15 protein-coding genes and 1 other RNA gene (1 of these 16 cut by a window edge) are annotated in these 16,353 nt (G+C 53.6%); 9 read left to right on the top strand and 7 right to left on the bottom strand.

The features are described 5' to 3' along the window. Both H7K52_RS06230 and xthA read left to right on the top strand, forming a co-directional pair. A non-coding RNA gene (locus H7K52_RS06230) (RtT sRNA) lies at positions 1 to 86 on the top strand; it begins 98 nt to the left of the window's first position. A 222-nt stretch (positions 87 to 308) separates the two neighbouring features. Then, on the top strand, positions 309 to 1,115 hold the full coding sequence (gene xthA, locus H7K52_RS06235) for an exodeoxyribonuclease III (RefSeq protein WP_033762790.1): 807 nt from the start codon (positions 309 to 311) through the stop codon (positions 1,113 to 1,115). A 33-nt stretch (positions 1,116 to 1,148) separates the two neighbouring features. On the opposite strand, the gene H7K52_RS06240 is transcribed toward xthA, so the two are convergent. The 3 genes from H7K52_RS06240 to H7K52_RS06250 form a co-directional block, all read right to left on the bottom strand. Beyond that, positions 1,149 to 1,460 carry a DUF1496 domain-containing protein gene (locus H7K52_RS06240; protein ID WP_008925299.1) on the bottom strand — a complete coding sequence of 104 codons (312 nt, stop codon included), beginning with the start codon at positions 1,458 to 1,460 and terminating at the stop codon, positions 1,149 to 1,151. Further along, on the bottom strand, positions 1,457 to 3,373 hold the full coding sequence (locus H7K52_RS06245; protein WP_105099125.1) for a DNA topoisomerase III: 1,917 nt from the start codon (positions 3,371 to 3,373) through the stop codon (positions 1,457 to 1,459). Before H7K52_RS06245 ends, H7K52_RS06240 begins: the two co-directional genes overlap by 4 nt. A 191-nt stretch (positions 3,374 to 3,564) precedes the next feature. Further along, the gene (locus H7K52_RS06250; RefSeq protein WP_008925301.1) at positions 3,565 to 4,116 is read right to left on the bottom strand and encodes an NAD(P)H nitroreductase; all 552 of its coding nucleotides are present in this window, start codon (positions 4,114 to 4,116) and stop codon (positions 3,565 to 3,567) included. A gap of 173 nt (positions 4,117 to 4,289) precedes the next feature. Here H7K52_RS06250 and sppA point away from each other — a divergent pair, with 173 nt between their 5' ends. From sppA to pncA, 3 genes are all read left to right on the top strand, one after another. Then, positions 4,290 to 6,152: a signal peptide peptidase SppA gene (gene sppA, locus H7K52_RS06255; protein ID WP_003852755.1), complete on the top strand. Its 1,863-nt coding sequence runs from the start codon at positions 4,290 to 4,292 to the stop codon at positions 6,150 to 6,152. An 85-nt stretch (positions 6,153 to 6,237) separates the two neighbouring features. After that, positions 6,238 to 7,251 carry an asparaginase gene (gene ansA / locus H7K52_RS06260; protein WP_008925303.1) on the top strand — a complete coding sequence of 338 codons (1,014 nt, stop codon included), beginning with the start codon at positions 6,238 to 6,240 and terminating at the stop codon, positions 7,249 to 7,251. 16 nt (positions 7,252 to 7,267) lie between these two features. Further along, positions 7,268 to 7,876 (top strand): bifunctional nicotinamidase/pyrazinamidase, encoded by a 609-nt coding sequence (pncA, locus tag H7K52_RS06265; RefSeq protein WP_003852752.1) that lies wholly within the window; start codon positions 7,268 to 7,270, stop codon positions 7,874 to 7,876. Positions 7,877 to 7,919: 43 nt separating this feature from the next. Here pncA and H7K52_RS06270 read toward each other — a convergent pair whose 3' ends face one another. Beyond that, entirely contained in the window at positions 7,920 to 8,201 is a 282-nt protein-coding gene (locus H7K52_RS06270) for a YeaC family protein (RefSeq protein ID WP_003852750.1), read from the bottom strand. 5 nt (positions 8,202 to 8,206) lie between these two features. Beyond that, complete coding sequence (gene msrB / locus H7K52_RS06275; protein WP_003852748.1) at positions 8,207 to 8,617, bottom strand: peptide-methionine (R)-S-oxide reductase MsrB; 411 nt, start codon at positions 8,615 to 8,617, stop codon at positions 8,207 to 8,209. Positions 8,618 to 8,958: 341 nt separating this feature from the next. On the opposite strand from msrB, the gene gapA reads away from it, so the two are divergent. Next, a complete protein-coding gene (gene gapA / locus H7K52_RS06280) occupies positions 8,959 to 9,957 on the top strand; it encodes a glyceraldehyde-3-phosphate dehydrogenase (protein ID WP_003852747.1) in 999 nt (332 codons plus the stop codon). Positions 9,958 to 10,030: 73 nt separating this feature from the next. Further along, positions 10,031 to 10,930: a D-hexose-6-phosphate mutarotase gene (locus H7K52_RS06285; protein WP_003852745.1), complete on the top strand. Its 900-nt coding sequence runs from the start codon at positions 10,031 to 10,033 to the stop codon at positions 10,928 to 10,930. Here the strand turns inward: H7K52_RS06285 and H7K52_RS06290 are convergent. Further along, the gene (locus tag H7K52_RS06290) at positions 10,927 to 11,778 is read right to left on the bottom strand and encodes an aldo/keto reductase (RefSeq protein WP_140915459.1); all 852 of its coding nucleotides are present in this window, start codon (positions 11,776 to 11,778) and stop codon (positions 10,927 to 10,929) included. The genes H7K52_RS06285 and H7K52_RS06290 overlap by 4 nt on opposite strands. Before the next feature lie 81 nt (positions 11,779 to 11,859). Next, the gene (locus tag H7K52_RS06295; protein ID WP_003852740.1) at positions 11,860 to 12,609 is read right to left on the bottom strand and encodes a MipA/OmpV family protein; all 750 of its coding nucleotides are present in this window, start codon (positions 12,607 to 12,609) and stop codon (positions 11,860 to 11,862) included. Between the two features lie 420 nt (positions 12,610 to 13,029). Between H7K52_RS06295 and yeaG the strand changes: the two genes are divergently transcribed. Both yeaG and H7K52_RS06305 read left to right on the top strand, forming a co-directional pair. Then, on the top strand, positions 13,030 to 14,964 hold the full coding sequence (gene yeaG, locus H7K52_RS06300) for a protein kinase YeaG (RefSeq protein WP_182629832.1): 1,935 nt from the start codon (positions 13,030 to 13,032) through the stop codon (positions 14,962 to 14,964). Between the two features lie 85 nt (positions 14,965 to 15,049). After that, positions 15,050 to 16,324 carry a YeaH/YhbH family protein gene (locus H7K52_RS06305; RefSeq protein ID WP_003852738.1) on the top strand — a complete coding sequence of 425 codons (1,275 nt, stop codon included), beginning with the start codon at positions 15,050 to 15,052 and terminating at the stop codon, positions 16,322 to 16,324. The last annotated feature ends 29 nt before the right edge of the window (positions 16,325 to 16,353 follow it).

Genomic DNA, 16,353 nt, shown 5'->3' on the forward strand with positions numbered 1-16,353 from the left:
TCGTGTCGAGCATTGCGAGACAACGCGCTTCAGCGCGGCCCGCAGGGTGAGGCGCAACGCGCCGAATAATCCTTCTCCCACCACCATTCTGCAAATCGCATATGAATCCCAAAAAACTACCCAAGCTTCCTGTTCTGCGGGGAGAGGGATGAGAACCTTCGATTAAGGTTCGTGTGCAGCATCGCGCTTCTGCGCTACCCGATAATTCCTTACCCGCTTTCGACCAATCTTCCCCTGTTCTGCCATGACTTTATGCATAAAAATCGTTACCATCTCCGGCTATCACTTGCTGAACAATGGTCGATCTCATGAAATTTGTTTCATTTAACATCAATGGGTTGCGCGCCCGCCCGCACCAGCTTCAGGCGCTTGTCGAACAGCATCAGCCGGATGTGATCGGTCTGCAGGAAACCAAAGTTCATGATGACATGTTCCCGCTGGAAGAGGTGTCAAAGCTCGGTTATCACGTCTTCTATCATGGACAGAAAGGCCATTATGGCGTGGCATTGCTCACCAAAGCTCAGCCCGTGTCGGTCAGTCGGGGATTTCCGGATGATGACGAAGAATCCCAGCGCCGTCTGATCGTCGCGGAAATTCCCAGCCCGATTGGCGATATCACCGTAATTAACGGCTATTTCCCACAGGGAGAAAGTCGTGACCATCCCACAAAATTTCCGGCTAAAGAGAAATTCTACCGCGATCTGCAACGTCTGCTGACCGACGATCTGCCTGCTGATAAGCCGGTTCTGATTATGGGCGACATGAATATCAGCAGCACCGATTTGGATATTGGTATTGGTGAGGATAACCGTAAGCGCTGGCTGCGCACCGGCAAATGCTCTTTCCTGCCGGAAGAGCGCGAATGGATGGATCGCCTGCTGAGCTGGGGACTGGTTGATACCTGGCGTGAGCACAATCCGGAAGTGGCGGACCGTTTCTCATGGTTCGATTACCGTTCGAAAGGGTTTGATGATAATCGCGGGTTACGTATTGATCTGGTGCTGGCAAGTAAAAACCTGGCGTCACACTGCGTCGAGACCGGCATTGATTATGCTATCCGGAGCATGGAGAAACCTTCTGACCATGCACCCATCTGGTCAACCTTCCGCTTTTAACTGACGGTCGCGTGGCAGAGCGCCACGCGACGGCTATTTCACAATCTTCCAGAGCAGGTTGTTGGTGCCAATGGAGTGTTCATCACGGGTGCATTGCAGTAACACACCCTCTGATTTCACCACCGCACCTTCCGTATAATTACGGTTCTCAAAGATACAGCAGCGAAGACAGTCTGGCTGACGTCGCTCAGCCTGCGTCCAGGCTTCGGGGGGGATATCTACTACCACGTCAGTATTCCCACCGCTGTTACCCTGTGGTGGCATCGACTGATAACGACTGTTCGCCTGCGCTGCGCTGGTCGCCAGCGTCAGGGCGATGACCAGTAATACTGAATAACGCCTCATTCCGTCTCCTTCACTTTACGCCTGGTTTTGCGCACCGGACGTTTCTGTCCGGTGGACGGTAATCCCCGAAATGCATGCGCCGCAGGCTGCTGTCGCGCCTGCTGGATAAGCGTCGTTAAGGTCTGCACCAGCGGCTGCATGAACTCATCATAGCGGCAGGCCTTTTCACTGATACGCGTCAGTGTCGATTCCCACTGCGCGGTCATATCCGGGCGGGCAGCCAGATCGGGCAACGAGTGAATAAGGGCACGTCCGGCATCAGTCGAATTGATGTAACGGCCCTTCTTCACCAGGAAGCCACGACGAAACAGTAATTCGATAATGCCGGCGCGTGTGGCTTCCGTTCCTAAACCATCGGTCGCACGCAGCACTTTCTTTAATTCTTTATCCTGGACAAAACGGGCAATACCGGTCATGGCGGAAAGAATGGTGGCATCGGTAAACGGGCGCGGCGGTTGTGTCTGCTTCGCCAGCACCTCGCCCCGCTCGCACAGAAGCTCATCCCCTTTTGCCACCACCGGCAGCGGCATACCATCATTCTCTTCATCCCGCTCTTTACTGCCCAGCAGCGCGCGCCAGCCTGCTTCTGCAAGAAAACGCGCTTTCGCCACGAATTTTCCGCCCGCAATATCAAGGTCGATGACGCATTTGCGGAACACGGAATCGGGGCAGAACTGCATCAGATACTGGCGCGCCACCAGCTCATAAATATTCTGCTCGTTTTCACTGAGCTTAACCGCGCTGGAACGCGCCGTGGGGATAATGGCGTGGTGGGCATCCACTTTTTTATCGTCCCAGCAGCGGTTTCTGCGATCGGCATCGAAGTCTCCGGGCGGGATCAGCTGCGACTGATGGGCTTGTATCGCCTTTAATACCGCATGTCTACCGGCAAAATGCTCTTCCGGCAGGTAGCGGCTGTCTGAGCGGGGATAGGTAATCAGTTTATGCGTTTCATAGAGCCGCTGGCAGGTATCCAGCACCGTCTGCGCACTCAGCCCGTAGCGTTTAGCCGCTTCAATTTGCAGGCTGGAGAGGGAGAATGGCAGCGGAGCCACCTCATTTTCACGCTTATCACTGTAAGCGGTGACGGTTGCAGGCTGGCCGGTAATGCGCGCCACCACATGATCGGCCAGCGCACGCTTGAGCAGACGGCCCTCTTCATCCTGCCACGGCTCACAGGCTTCGCTGGGGATCCAGCTGGCGATAAACTGAGTGCCATCAGGCGTGATAATATGGGCCTTCACTTCGAAGTAATCTTTCGGCACGAAGTTTTCGATCTCTTCATCGCGCCGGACGACCAGCCCCAGCACCGGCGTCTGTACGCGGCCAACCGACAGCACACCGTCATAGCCCGCATTACGCCCGAGAAGTGTCCAGGCACGGGTCATGTTAATACCGTAGAGCCAGTCAGCACGCGCGCGGGCCAGCGCGGAAACGCATAACGGGATAAACTCGCGATTCTCACGCAGGCGGTTTACCGCCCGGTCCACCGCCTGAGGATTGAGATCGTTGATCAGGCAGCGCTGCACGTTTTTACGTTTTTCTGGTGGCAGATTCAGGTAATCGAGTACCTCATCCACCAGCAACTGCCCTTCCCGATCCGGGTCACCGGCATGCACCACTTCGCTCGCCTGCGCCAGCAATCCCTCAACCACTTTCAGCTGCTTCGCGACCGAGGGACGAGGTTTAAGCTGCCACTTTTCCGGAATGATCGGCAGATCGGCCAGCGACCAGCGCGCATAACGGCTGTCATAACTGTCGGGTTGTGCCTGCTCCAGAAGATGGCCTACGCACCAGGTGACGATCTGATCGTTGCCGCAGGCAATGAAGCCATCACCGCGTCGATGCGGTTTCGGTAATACATCCGCGATAGCACGCCCAAGGCTCGGTTTTTCCGCAATAAACAAACGCATTGAATCAGGTAATCCTTAACATCAGGGGAACACGTTGATAACCGGTTGTTCGCTGTCGGTTTGCATCTCGCGGGCTATGTTAGCCTGGCTGCTCTTCTGGCGTAAGCGTGATACGCGGTGTTAGCGATCGTTCGCACAGGAACCGTGCAAAAGGCAGGGCTGAAGAGCACCCTGCCCGAACCCGCAGACAATCAGAAGTAACGGACGAAAGGCGCAGTGTCTGGCGGGAGCACAGTAGTGCTGGATTTCAGTTGCGGGGTGCCCAGATAGAGAAAGCCGACGATAGCATCCTGCTCGCGGCAGCCAAAGGCCTGGCGTACCTGCTCGTCATCGGTCCAGGCTCCACTGCGCCAGATACCGTTGAAGCCCTGGGCCACGGCCGCCATCTGCATCGCCATCACGGCACAGCTTGCCGAGGCGATCTGTTCCCAGCGCGGCACTTTATGGTGCTCTTCACAATGCGCCACTACCGTGATGATCATCGGCGCGCGAAACGGTGCCTGGCTCGCTTTGTTAATCGCCTTTTCATCCAGCTGATTATCGCGGGCTGCTTTCTCCAGCAGCTGGCTCATCCGGTCGCGTCCCTCATTTTCTACAATGATAAAACGCCAGGGCTGCAGCGTCCCATGATCCGGTGCGCGCATGCCAGCCCGCAGAATGTTTTCCAGCGCGTCACCTGCCGGTGCCGGCTCGGTCAGGCGTGAGGCCGAACGTCGGTTGACCAGTAATTCAAGTGCGTCCATGTTTCTCTCCCGATCTCTGTAATGTGGCCGTTATCCTGGCACAGGCAGATTTTTTGTAACAGTGCACAGTGATTTCCTGCTGACTTTTAACACGCCGCTCTTTAGGATGAGCTCGTCGGGGAAGTCTGGTCCGCGCGGCGGCCACTTCCTGCTACATATTTATGGAGAGTCTGATGCGCACATTGTGGCGAATAATTGCAGGTCTGTTCCGCTGGAGCTGGCGGGTATTGAATTTTATCAGGGAATTTATTCTGAATATTTTCCTGATTTTGTTGATTGTGGTGTGTGCAGGGATCTGGCTGCAGGTCAGCGGATCAGGCGGCAGTTCAGCGCCGGTTCAGCAAGGCGCACTGAAAGTCGATCTCAGCGGCGTACTGGTGGATAAACCCTCAGTGAGCAATCGTCTGAGTAAAATCGGCCGCCAGCTGCTGGGTGCCAGCAGTGACCGTTTACAGGAAAATTCGCTGTTTGATGTGGTCGACGCGATTCGCCAGGCAAAAGGCGACAGCAACATTAAAGGCATCGTGCTGGATTTACGCGAATTTGCCGGCGGTGATCAGCCTTCGCTGCAATATGTCGGAAAAGCATTACGGGAATTCCGTGACAGCGGTAAGCCGATTTATGCACTGGGCGACAGCTACAGCCAGGCGCAGTACTACCTTGCCAGCTACGCCACTAAAATCTATCTGTCGCCGCAGGGCAGCGTGGATCTGCATGGTTTCGCCACCAACGGGCTTTACTACAAAACGCTGCTGGATAAGCTGAAAGTCACCTCACACGTTTTCCGTGTCGGGACTTATAAATCCGCGGTAGAACCGTTCCTGCGTGACGATATGTCCCCTGCTGCACGGGATGCTGACAGCCGCTGGGTCGGTCAGCTGTGGCAGAATTACCTGAACACCGTGGCGGCCAATCGTCAGATTACGCCTGAGCAACTCTTCCCGGGCGCAGCGGCAATCATTGCCGGATTGAACGCGGTGAAAGGCGATACCGCGCAATATGCACTGGACAATAAGCTGGTTGATACGCTGGGTTCCCGTGCAGCAGCGGATGAAGAACTGATAAAGACCTTTGGTCTGGATAAGCAGAGCAATGATTATCGCAGCGTCAGCATTTATGACTACAGCGTGAAACCGGCTGGCTCTCAGCAGGATGGCAACATCGCCGTCGTCATGGCCAGCGGAGCCATCATGGATGGCGAAGAGACGCCGGGCAACGTCGGTGGCGACACCACGGCAGCTCAGATTCGCGATGCGCGTCTTGATCCGAAAATCAAAGCGATCATTCTGCGGGTAAACAGCCCGGGCGGCAGCGTCACGGCTTCTGAAGCCATTCGTGAAGAGCTGGCAGCGGCTCAGGCCGCGGGCAAGCCGATTGTGGTTTCAATGGGCGGTATGGCGGCATCCGGTGGTTACTGGATCTCAACACCCGCCAGCTACATCGTGGCGAACCCGAGCACGCTAACCGGCTCGATTGGTATCTTTGGCGTGATCAATACGCTGGAGAACAGTCTGGACAGCATTGGCGTGCACACAGATGGTGTCGCGACCTCCCCGCTGGCGGATATCTCTACCACCAAAGCGTTGCCAGCCGAAGTTCAGCAGATGATGCAGCTGACCATCGAAAATGGCTACCGCAACTTTGTGGGTCTGGTGGCGAAGTCGCGTCACAAAACACCAGAGCAGATTGATGCCATTGCCCAGGGCCACGTCTGGACCGGCAGCGATGCAAAAGCCAATGGTCTGGTTGATGCGCTGGGTGACTTTGATGATGCCGTGAAGAAAGCAGGCGAGCTGGCGAAAGTCGATAAACCTATGCTGAGCTGGTATCAGGATGACCCGAGCTTCCTGGATATGATGCTGAGCCAGATGAACGCGTCTGTGCAGGCAGTATTGCCGGATACGCTGAAAGCCTGGCTGCCAGCGCCGATGCTGGATGTGATGAGTGCCATGAAAGCCCAGCCGGGTCTGTTTGACAAACAAAACGATCCTCAGAACCGTTACGCCTTCTGCCTGAACTGCGGCGAAGTGCGATAAACCTCTCAGCCCGGCCGCTGGTCGGGCTGCTTTTCCCCGCTATTCCCCTTATACTGCGCGTTTTATGGCGAGTCTGAGTTCTCTGATGCAAAAGAAAAATATCTATGTAGCCTACACTGGCGGGACAATCGGTATGCAACGCTCGGCGCAGGGCTATATTCCGGTCTCCGGACACCTGCAGCAGCAGCTGGCAAACATGCCCGAGTTCCACCGCCCTGAGATGCCTGATTTCACTATTCACGAATATCAGCCGCTGATCGACTCTTCCGACATGACACCGGAAGACTGGCAGTCTATTGCCGAAGATATTCGCCAAAATTACGATCGCTACGATGGTTTTGTGATTTTGCATGGCACGGACACCATGGCGTTTACCGCTTCAGCCCTCTCTTTTATGCTGGAAAATCTGGCTAAGCCGGTAATTGTGACCGGGTCGCAGATTCCACTGGCTGAGCTGCGCTCAGATGGCCAGCAAAATCTGTTAAATTCGCTTTATGTCGCGGCTAACTATCCGATCAGCGAAGTATCACTGTTTTTTAATAACACCCTTTATCGCGGCAACCGTACGACCAAGGCCCACGCTGACGGCTTTAATGCCTTTGCTTCGCCAAACCTTTCTGCGCTGCTGGAAGCGGGCATTCATATTCGCCGCCTCAATACGCCACCCGCCCCGTCCGGTCAGGGCGAGCTCAGGGTCCACACGATTACGCCTCAGCCTATTGGTGTGGTCACCATCTATCCTGGGATTTCAGCAGACGTTGTGCGCAACTTCCTGCGTCAGCCGGTGAAAGCGTTGATCCTGCGTTCTTACGGCGTGGGTAACGCACCGCAAAACAAAGAATTCCTTGCTGAACTGCAGCAGGCCAGCGAGCGCGGCATCGTGGTGGTGAACCTCACTCAGTGTATTTCTGGCAAAGTGAATATGGGCGGATACGCTACCGGCAATGCACTGGAACATGCTGGCGTAATCAGCGGATTCGACCTCACTGTAGAAGCAGCATTGACCAAATTACACTTTTTACTCAGCCAGGATCTGTCGGCCGATCAAATCCGTGCAAGAATGCAGCAGAATCTGCGCGGTGAACTGACTGAAGACTGAAACGGAGCGACAAATAATGAAGCGGGCACTCATCATTATTGATATCCAGAACGATTTTTGCCCAGGCGGCCCAATGGCCGTTCATGAGGGTGATCACACTGTCGAGGTGGCAAATCGTTACGCACGCATGTTCCGTGAAAACGGTGAGTGCGTTCTGGCCCTGCAGGACTGGCACCCGGCCGATCACGGCAGTTTTGCCTCGATCTCAGGCGAACCGGTTTACACCCTGGGCGAATTAAATGGTCTGGCGCAGATCTGGTGGCCCGATCACGGTATTCAGGGCTCAGCGGGCGCAGATTTTCATCCCGGTCTGGATCGCTCGCTGTTTGATGCGACATTCCACAAAGGCGAAGATCATGATGTCGACAGCTACAGCGCCTTTTTTGACAACGGTCATCGCCGTAAAACCGAACTGGACAGCTGGCTGCGTGAGCGTGGCATTACCCATCTGGTGATGCTGGGGCTGGCGACGGACTACTGCGTGAAATATAGCGTACTGGATGCGCTGGAGCTGGGGTATCACGTTGAGGTGGTCAAAGAGGGTTGCCGCGGAGTCAATCTGAATCCAGAGGACAGTGAGATCGCCTTCGCACAGATGACCGCTCAGGGCGCTATTTTGATTTAAAGATAGAGCTGGCTCGACGCCAGCCAGCTCTATTTCGTGCAGATTAGTGCAGATGAATCCGTGTTACATCCGGGTCGATGCCGAACTCTTCTTTCAGTTCTTTTTTCGACTTCATCACCATCTCGCCACCTTTACCGATGGTCATATGCTGTGGCGCGTCGTTGTGCCTTGCCTGCCACATCATTACCAGTTGCAGGCAGTTGTCACGCTGCTCCTGAGTCAGCGCCACACCATCCGGCCACTTACCAATCTCAACCGCCGTCGCCAGCCGCTGATAAACTTCAGGTGTCATTGACGCAAGCATTGCTTCAAGTTGTTCCTTCATTGCCGTTACCCTTTGGTCTGTTCGCCCTGCTCGTCGGTAAAATTCAATGAGGCGGAGTTAACACAGTAGCGTTCGCCAGTCGGTTGCGGGCCATCGGGGAAGACGTGCCCCAGATGCGCATCACAACTGCCACAGCGGATCTCAACACGCTGCATGCCATGTGAGTTATCTTCGATGTAACGAATCGCATCATCACTCACTGGCTGATAAAAACTGGGCCAGCCACAGCCAGAATCATACTTGGTCTCAGAGAGAAAGAGTGGCGCCTCACAGACCAGGCAGTGGTAGATCCCTTCCTGCTTGTTGTGGAGCAGTGCGCCGCTGTAAGGCGGTTCCGTTCCGCGCTGCTGTGTCACATAACGCTGCATCTCTGTCAGCTCGGCGATTTTTGCGTCGGTTGCGGTGTCTTTAGCCATTTTAGGATTCCGGGGAAGTGCCATTCTGAAAAATTCGACTATTATTCTAACAAATGATCAACATAACCCGGGTCTTTTTTTGTGCTCACCCTTTCAGCCCGTCTGCTGCTAAGCGGATTTGTGACTTCGATCACCTTTTGTTTCGGGCATCCCTATATATTCGGCGATTGAATCGACGAAGCGCTATATGATGAGCGGCGCGCAAGCGGTTGCGCATCGAATAATTCCTTTCAGGCGAATTGACCTGTCGCAACAATTGACACGATTCCGCTTGACGCCTGGTAAGGTTTTTGTAATTTTACAGGCAACTTTTATTCACTAACCAATAGCTGGTGGAATATATGACTATCAAAGTAGGTATCAATGGTTTCGGCCGTATCGGTCGCATCGTTTTCCGTGCTGCTCAAAAGCGTTCTGACATCGAAATCGTTGCTATCAACGACCTGCTGGACGCGGATTACATGGCGTACATGCTGAAGTATGACTCTACTCACGGTCGTTTCGACGGCACCGTAGAAGTTCAGGATGGCGCACTGGTGGTTAACGGTAAAAAAATCCGTGTTACTGCTGAACGTGATCCAGCGAACCTGAAGTGGGATGAAGTGGGCGTTGACGTTGTTGCTGAAGCAACCGGTATCTTCCTGACCGACGAAACCGCACGTAAACACATCACCGCGGGTGCTAAGAAAGTCGTTCTGACCGGTCCATCTAAAGATGACACCCCAATGTTTGTTCGTGGTGCAAACTTCGACAAATATGATGGCCAGGATATCGTTTCTAACGCTTCCTGTACCACCAACTGCCTGGCACCACTGGCCAAAGTGATCAACGACAAGTTCGGCATCGTTGAAGGTCTGATGACCACTGTTCACGCGACCACTGCAACCCAGAAAACCGTTGATGGTCCATCTCACAAAGACTGGCGCGGCGGCCGCGGCGCATCGCAGAACATCATCCCTTCATCAACTGGCGCAGCGAAAGCCGTTGGTAAAGTTCTGCCAGAGCTGAACGGCAAACTGACCGGTATGGCATTCCGCGTCCCTACCCCTAACGTTTCCGTTGTTGACCTGACCGTGCGTCTGGAAAAAGCGGCGTCTTACAAAGAAATCTGTGCTGCAATCAAAGCAGCTGCAGAAGGCGAAATGAAAGACGTTCTGGGCTATGTTGAAGATGACGTGGTTTCTACCGACTTCAACGGCGAAATCCTGACTTCAGTGTTTGACGCTAAAGCCGGTATCGCGCTGAACGACAACTTTGTGAAACTGGTTTCCTGGTACGACAACGAAACTGGCTACTCAAACAAAGTTCTCGACCTGATTGCACTGGTTTCTGCTAAATAAGGCAGCCAGACAGCATTGAGAATAAGGGCGACTTCGGTCGCCCTTTTTTTATCCGTACAGGAAGGAAGCGAACATGCAAGATAAGCTGTTTACTCTGCCGGTGGTTAATCAGATTTCCCCTTACCTCACCCAGCGTCAGGTAGGTGAACTCCCGGCGATTGTCATCAGTCACCCTAAGGTTCGGGCTGCGATCACCCTGCAGGGCGCGCACCTGATCGCCTGGCAGCCAAGCGGTGAGAAGCCGGTGCTCTGGCTGAGCGATAAGAGTCTCTTCTCACCAGGCAAAGCAATTCGTGGCGGTGTCCCCATCTGCTGGCCGTGGTTTGGTCCGGCAGGCGAACCGGCACACGGTTTTGCCCGGATTCAGCCGTGGAAGCTGACTGCGCATGATGAGAATGAAGATGGCGTGATGCTGACGCTGGTGCTGGAGAGCAATGCACAGACGCTGAAGCTCTGGCCGCATGAGTTTACCCTGATTGCCCGCTTCCGCCTGGGCCAGCATTGTGAGATCGAACTTGAAGCCTACGGTGACTTCGAAGCGACAGCAGCGCTGCACAGCTACTTCACCGTCAGCGACATCAACGGCGTTGAGGTTTCCGGTCTGGGCAATAGTTTTATCGACAAGGTGAATAACGGCGAGGCTGGCAGCAGCGACGGCAAGCAACGTTATCCGGGACGCATTGACCGTATCTTTACCGCCGCAGAAGATTGCTCGGTGATCAATGATACGGCGGATCAACGGCAGATTGAGGTTTATCACCATCACCACAGTGACGTTGTCACGTGGAATCCAGGTGTGGAACTCTCCTGCAGCATGTCGGACATGGCGAATGAGGGTTATAAAACCATGGTCTGCGTGGAGACGGCGCGCATCAGTAAACCGTTACGCAGCGCAGGTGAGAAGCCAGCACGCCTGGCCACGACTTTCCGCCTGAAGAAGAAAGCCGCAGCGGGCGACAAGGTCAGCGGCTAAACGATATCCAGCGGTAACTTATGCTGTGGTGCTGGCCAGGCACGATCGATGAGCTGCAACTCTTCATCGGTCAGGACGACCTCCAGTGCCGCAGCATTTTCCTGAACGTGAACGACTGAGCTGGCTTTGGGAATGGCAATCACCCCAGGCTGACGAATGACCCAGGCCAGCAGAAGCTGCGCGACGCTGATGCCCTTCTGCTGTGCAATCTGCGTCAGTACCGGGTCGGTAAAGAGTGAGTCACGCAGCCTTCCTGCCTGTGCCAGCGGACAGTAGGCCATTATCGGCATCTCACGCTGCTGACATGCCGGCAAAAGATCAAATTCAATACCGCGTGACGCCAGATGATAGAGCACCTGATTGGTCGTACACTGACTTCCTTCCGGTTCATCCCACAGTTCTGCCATATCGTCTGTGTCAAAATTCGAGACGCCCCAGTGACGGATCTTGCCCTGCTGCTGCAGGCGTTCCATGGCCCGCAGGGTCTCTTCCAGTGGAACATTACCGCGCCAGTGCAACAGGTAAAGGTCAAGATAATCGGTCTGCAGACGGCGCAGGCTGCGCTCACAGGCTTCAATAGCATCCACTTCGCCTGCATTCCACGGATAGACTTTTGATACCAGCAGCGCCTTGTCGCGACGCCCCAGCATGGCCTGCCCGACCACCTCTTCGGCTCCGCCGTCGGCGTACATTTCGGCGGTATCAATCAATTGCAAACCACATTCAATACCTGCCTGCAGTGCAGCGATTTCAGCGGAACGCTGCGCCGGATTCTCGCCCATGTACCAGGTGCCCTGGCCAATGACCGGCAGATTGTTGAAGTCAGCAAAGTTAATCGTGTTGCGCATTCTGCTCTCCCGCCCCCTTTCGGGGCCCTGTAAAAGAACAGAGGGCAATAGATGCCCTCTTTTGGTGCGAATGAAGCGTTATCAGAAGGTGTAGCTGATACCCGTCCAGATTAACGCCTGCCCGCTTTTATCAATCATTGGGCTGTCTTTGATTTCGCTGTCAAAGCGCGTGTAGCGTCCTGTGAGGCTGGCATTCCACTGCGGAGAAATCTGATAGCTGGCATTCAGCTCAACGTAAGGGGACCAGCTGTCATCAGGGGTATAGCGACTGATACCGGTCCGGGCGCTTTCATGGCCGGATACACCGTAGTAGTAACGGTTTTGATTGGCGCTGTTCCAGATAGCACCAATGCCCGGAGTAAGACTGAAGTCGCCCATCTCAAAGCGATATAGGTAGGTTAAATCCCACATCATCCCGTTGCTGTTGTTCAGCACATCGCCCAGTAATGAAGTACGGACGATACCCCAGTCAGCAACGTGACGATACGTTGCGCCACCCATCAGCGTCATACGGCGTTTATCCAGCCCTTTCATGTCGCCCAGGTCATTCTCACTGGGTTTGTACTCCTGCGGTGAACCCAGCAGCGTCAGCGACAGCTGGTTCTGGGGATCTTTCCACAGATAGTAGCCACCCTGCAGGCTGCGGAACCAGAAGTCTTCACCCTCATAGTTGATCACCGGAAGGGGGATATAGCGATCCTGACCGCCGCGATAAGGTGACTGGGCATAGAGTACCGACGCACCAAGAGAAAGCGGTGCGGCAAAGGCCTGCGAGCTCAGTAAATAACACGGCAGAAGTGCAACAAGCGTCTTAAATTTGAATTGGTTCACAATTTATTCATTCCATAAATATAACAATCAAACAGGAAGTCTAACGTTTTTTTACGGCTGCATTAACTTATATCGAATTCCTTTAAGTTACTCACCAATCAAAGTGGCATTTAAGGTTAAAAACACGTTAAGTTAAAGCATCACCCATATGAACTCATCTCACGACAAACCTGAATTACTCTTGATCTCCCCCTCATTCACCTAAACCCGTGGAGGAAATTTCCTAGAAGCCATCTACAGTTAGAAGTAACAGCATAGAATTTGACCGAGCAGAGTAACCACAAACGTTGTGTATCCCGATAAAAAAGATCAGGTTGGCATAAGGGTTGCTGTACTCAACAGAGAATATCTTCCGGGAGCTGCTACAAGTCATTAATTGTGCTCCTTACCTGTGCTAAAAACGAAAGGACGGGCATCGCTATGAATATATTCGATCACTATCGTCAGCGTTATGAAGCTGCCAAGGACGAAGAGTTCACACTGCAGGAATTTCTTGCTATCTGTAAGCAGGATCGCAGTGCATACGCCAACGCTGCAGAGCGACTGTTAATGGCTATCGGAGAGCCGGTAATGGTCGACACTGCTCAGGAGCCACGCCTTTCCAGAATATTCTCCAACCGTGTGATGGGACGCTATCCAGCGTTCGAGGAGTTTTACGGCATGGAGGAAGCGATTGAACAGATCGTCTCCTACCTGAAACATGCCGCTCAGGGACTGGAAGAGAAAAAACAGATCCTCTATTTGCTGGGGCCGGTCGGTGGCGGTAAATCCTCACTGGCGGAACGGCTTAAGTCGCTGATGCAGCGGGTGCCTATTTATGTGCTCAGTGCTGACGGCGAACGCAGCCCGGTAAATGACCACCCTCTTTGCCTGTTCAATCCGCAGGAAGATGCGCACATTCTTGAAAAAGAGTATGGCGTACCGCGCCGCTACCTCGGCACGATTATGTCGCCATGGGCCGCTAAACGTCTGCACGATTTTGGTGGTGATATTTCACGCTTAAAAGTCGTTAAAGTCTGGCCGTCGATTCTGGAACAGCTGGCGATTGCTAAAACTGAACCCGGCGATGAGAACAACCAGGATATCTCTGCGCTGGTGGGTAAAGTGGATATCCGTAAACTGGAAAACCATGCGCAAAACGATCCCGATGCCTACGGCTACTCCGGTGCCCTCTGCCGCGCGAACCAGGGCATCATGGAGTTCGTCGAGATGTTTAAAGCGCCGATTAAAGTGCTGCATCCGTTACTGACGGCGACGCAGGAAGGGAACTATAACGGTACCGAAGGCATTTCGGCCCTGCCGTTCAACGGCATTATTCTGGCGCACTCCAACGAATCTGAATGGGTGACGTTCCGTAACAACAAGAATAATGAGGCGTTCCTTGACCGTGTCTATATCGTCAAGGTGCCCTATTGCCTGCGGGTCTCTGAAGAGATCAAAATCTACGACAAGTTGCTAAACCACAGTGAGCTGGCGACCTCGCCCTGCGCACCTGGCACGCTGGAAACGCTGGCACGCTTCTCTATCCTGTCGCGCCTGAAAGATCCTGAGAACTCCAGTATCTATTCCAAAATGCGGGTGTACGATGGTGAAAGCCTCAAAGATACCGACCCTAAAGCGAAGTCCTGGCAGGAGTATCACGACTACGCCGGTGTGGATGAGGGGATGAACGGTCTCTCGACCCGCTTTGCCTTTAAAATCCTGTCACGGGTATTTAACTTCGACCACGCTGAAGTGGCCGCCAACCCGGTTCATCTGTTCTATGTGCTGGAGCAGCAGATTGAACGTGAGCAGTTTCCACAGGATCAGGCAGAGAAATACCTTGAACATCTTAAAGGCTATCTGATTCCTAAATACGCTGAGTTTATCGGCAAAGAGATTCAGACTGCTTATCTGGAGTCCTACTCTGAGTATGGTCAGAACATATTTGACCGCTATGTCACTTATGCTGACTTCTGGATTCAGGATCAGGAGTATCGCGATCCCGATACCGGACAGCTGTTTGATCGTGAATCGCTCAATGCGGAACTGGAGAAAATTGAGAAACCCGCTGGCATCAGTAACCCGAAAGACTTCCGTAATGAGATCGTCAATTTTGTGCTGCGCGCCAGAGCACATAATAATGGTCGCAATCCAAACTGGACCAGTTACGAGAAGTTACGCACGGTAATTGAGAAGAAAATGTTCTCGAATACCGAGGAGTTACTGCCGGTGATTTCGTTCAATACCAAGACCTCTACCGATGAGCAGAAAAAACATGATGATTTTGTCGATCGCATGATGGAAAAAGGCTATACCCGCAAACAGGTTCGCCTGCTGTGTGAATGGTATCTGCGTGTGCGTAAATCGTCCTGATAGAGGTAAGCTTGCCGGTAAGTGATACCGGTCTGACAGGGTCGGGTGCGCCCGACCTGCTTACAATGTAGTTTGGGGGAATACCATGGCCTATTTCATCGATCGCCGGCTTAACGGTAAGAACAAGAGCGCGGTTAACCGCCAGCGCTTTCTTCGCCGTTATAAGTCGCAAATTAAGCAGTCGATCTCCGAGGCCATCAATAAACGCTCGGTGACCGACGTCAGCAGCGGCGAGTCCGTCTCTATACCTATTGACGACATCAATGAGCCGATTTTCCATCAGGGACGCGGCGGAAATCGTCATCGGGTCCATCCGGGTAACGACCATTTTGTGCAGAATGACCGTGTTGAGCGTCCACAGGGCGGCGGCGGCGGTGGCAGCGGACAGGGTAATGCCAGTCAGGATGGTGAAGGACAGGATGAGTTTGTCTTTCAGATCTCGAAGGATGAGTACCTTGACCTGCTGTTTGAAGATCTTGCCCTGCCTAATCTGCGCCGCAACCAGCATCGTCAGCTTAATGAATATAAGACTCACCGTGCCGGTTTCACCTCTAACGGCGTACCAGCCAATATCAGCGTCGTGCGTTCGCTACAGAACTCACTGGCGCGTCGTACCGCAATGACGGCAGGGAAACGCCGTATGCTGCATGAACTGGAAGAGACGCTGCAGGAGATTGAGAAAACTGAACCTGCTCAGTTGCTGGAGGAGGAGCGGCTACGCAAAGAGATCGCTGAATTGCGGGCGCGCATCGAACGGGTGCCCTTTATCGACACCTTCGATCTGCGCTACAAAAACTTTGAGAAACGCCCGGAGCCTTCCAGCCAGGCGGTCATGTTCTGTCTGATGGATGTCTCAGGTTCGATGGATCAGGCCACCAAGGATATGGCGAAACGCTTCTATATCCTGCTTTACCTGTTCCTGAGCCGCACCTACAAGAACGTTGATGTGGTTTATATCCGTCATCACACGCAGGCCAAAGAGGTGGACGAACAGGAGTTCTTCTACTCTCAGGAGACGGGCGGCACCATCGTGTCCAGTGCACTGAAACTGATGGATGAAGTCGTAAAAGAACGCTATGACCCGGCGCAGTGGAATATCTACGCGGCGCAGGCATCGGACGGTGACAACTGGGCTGACGATTCACCGCTCTGTCATGAGATTCTGGCGAAGCATATTCTGCCGGTCGTGCGTTATTACAGTTATATCGAAATCACCCGCCGTGCGCATCAGACGCTGTGGCGTGAATATGAGCATCTGCAGGCAACATTCGATAACTTTGCCATTGAACATATTCGCGAACCGGAAGATATCTATCCGGTGTTCCGATCGCTGTTTCATAAACAGGCAACGGAAGCCTGACCCACCAGGCCGGTTAATCACCGGCTTTT

This window comes from Pantoea hericii (assembly GCF_014155795.1).
In the GTDB taxonomy this organism is placed as follows: domain Bacteria; phylum Pseudomonadota; class Gammaproteobacteria; order Enterobacterales; family Enterobacteriaceae; genus Pantoea; species Pantoea eucalypti.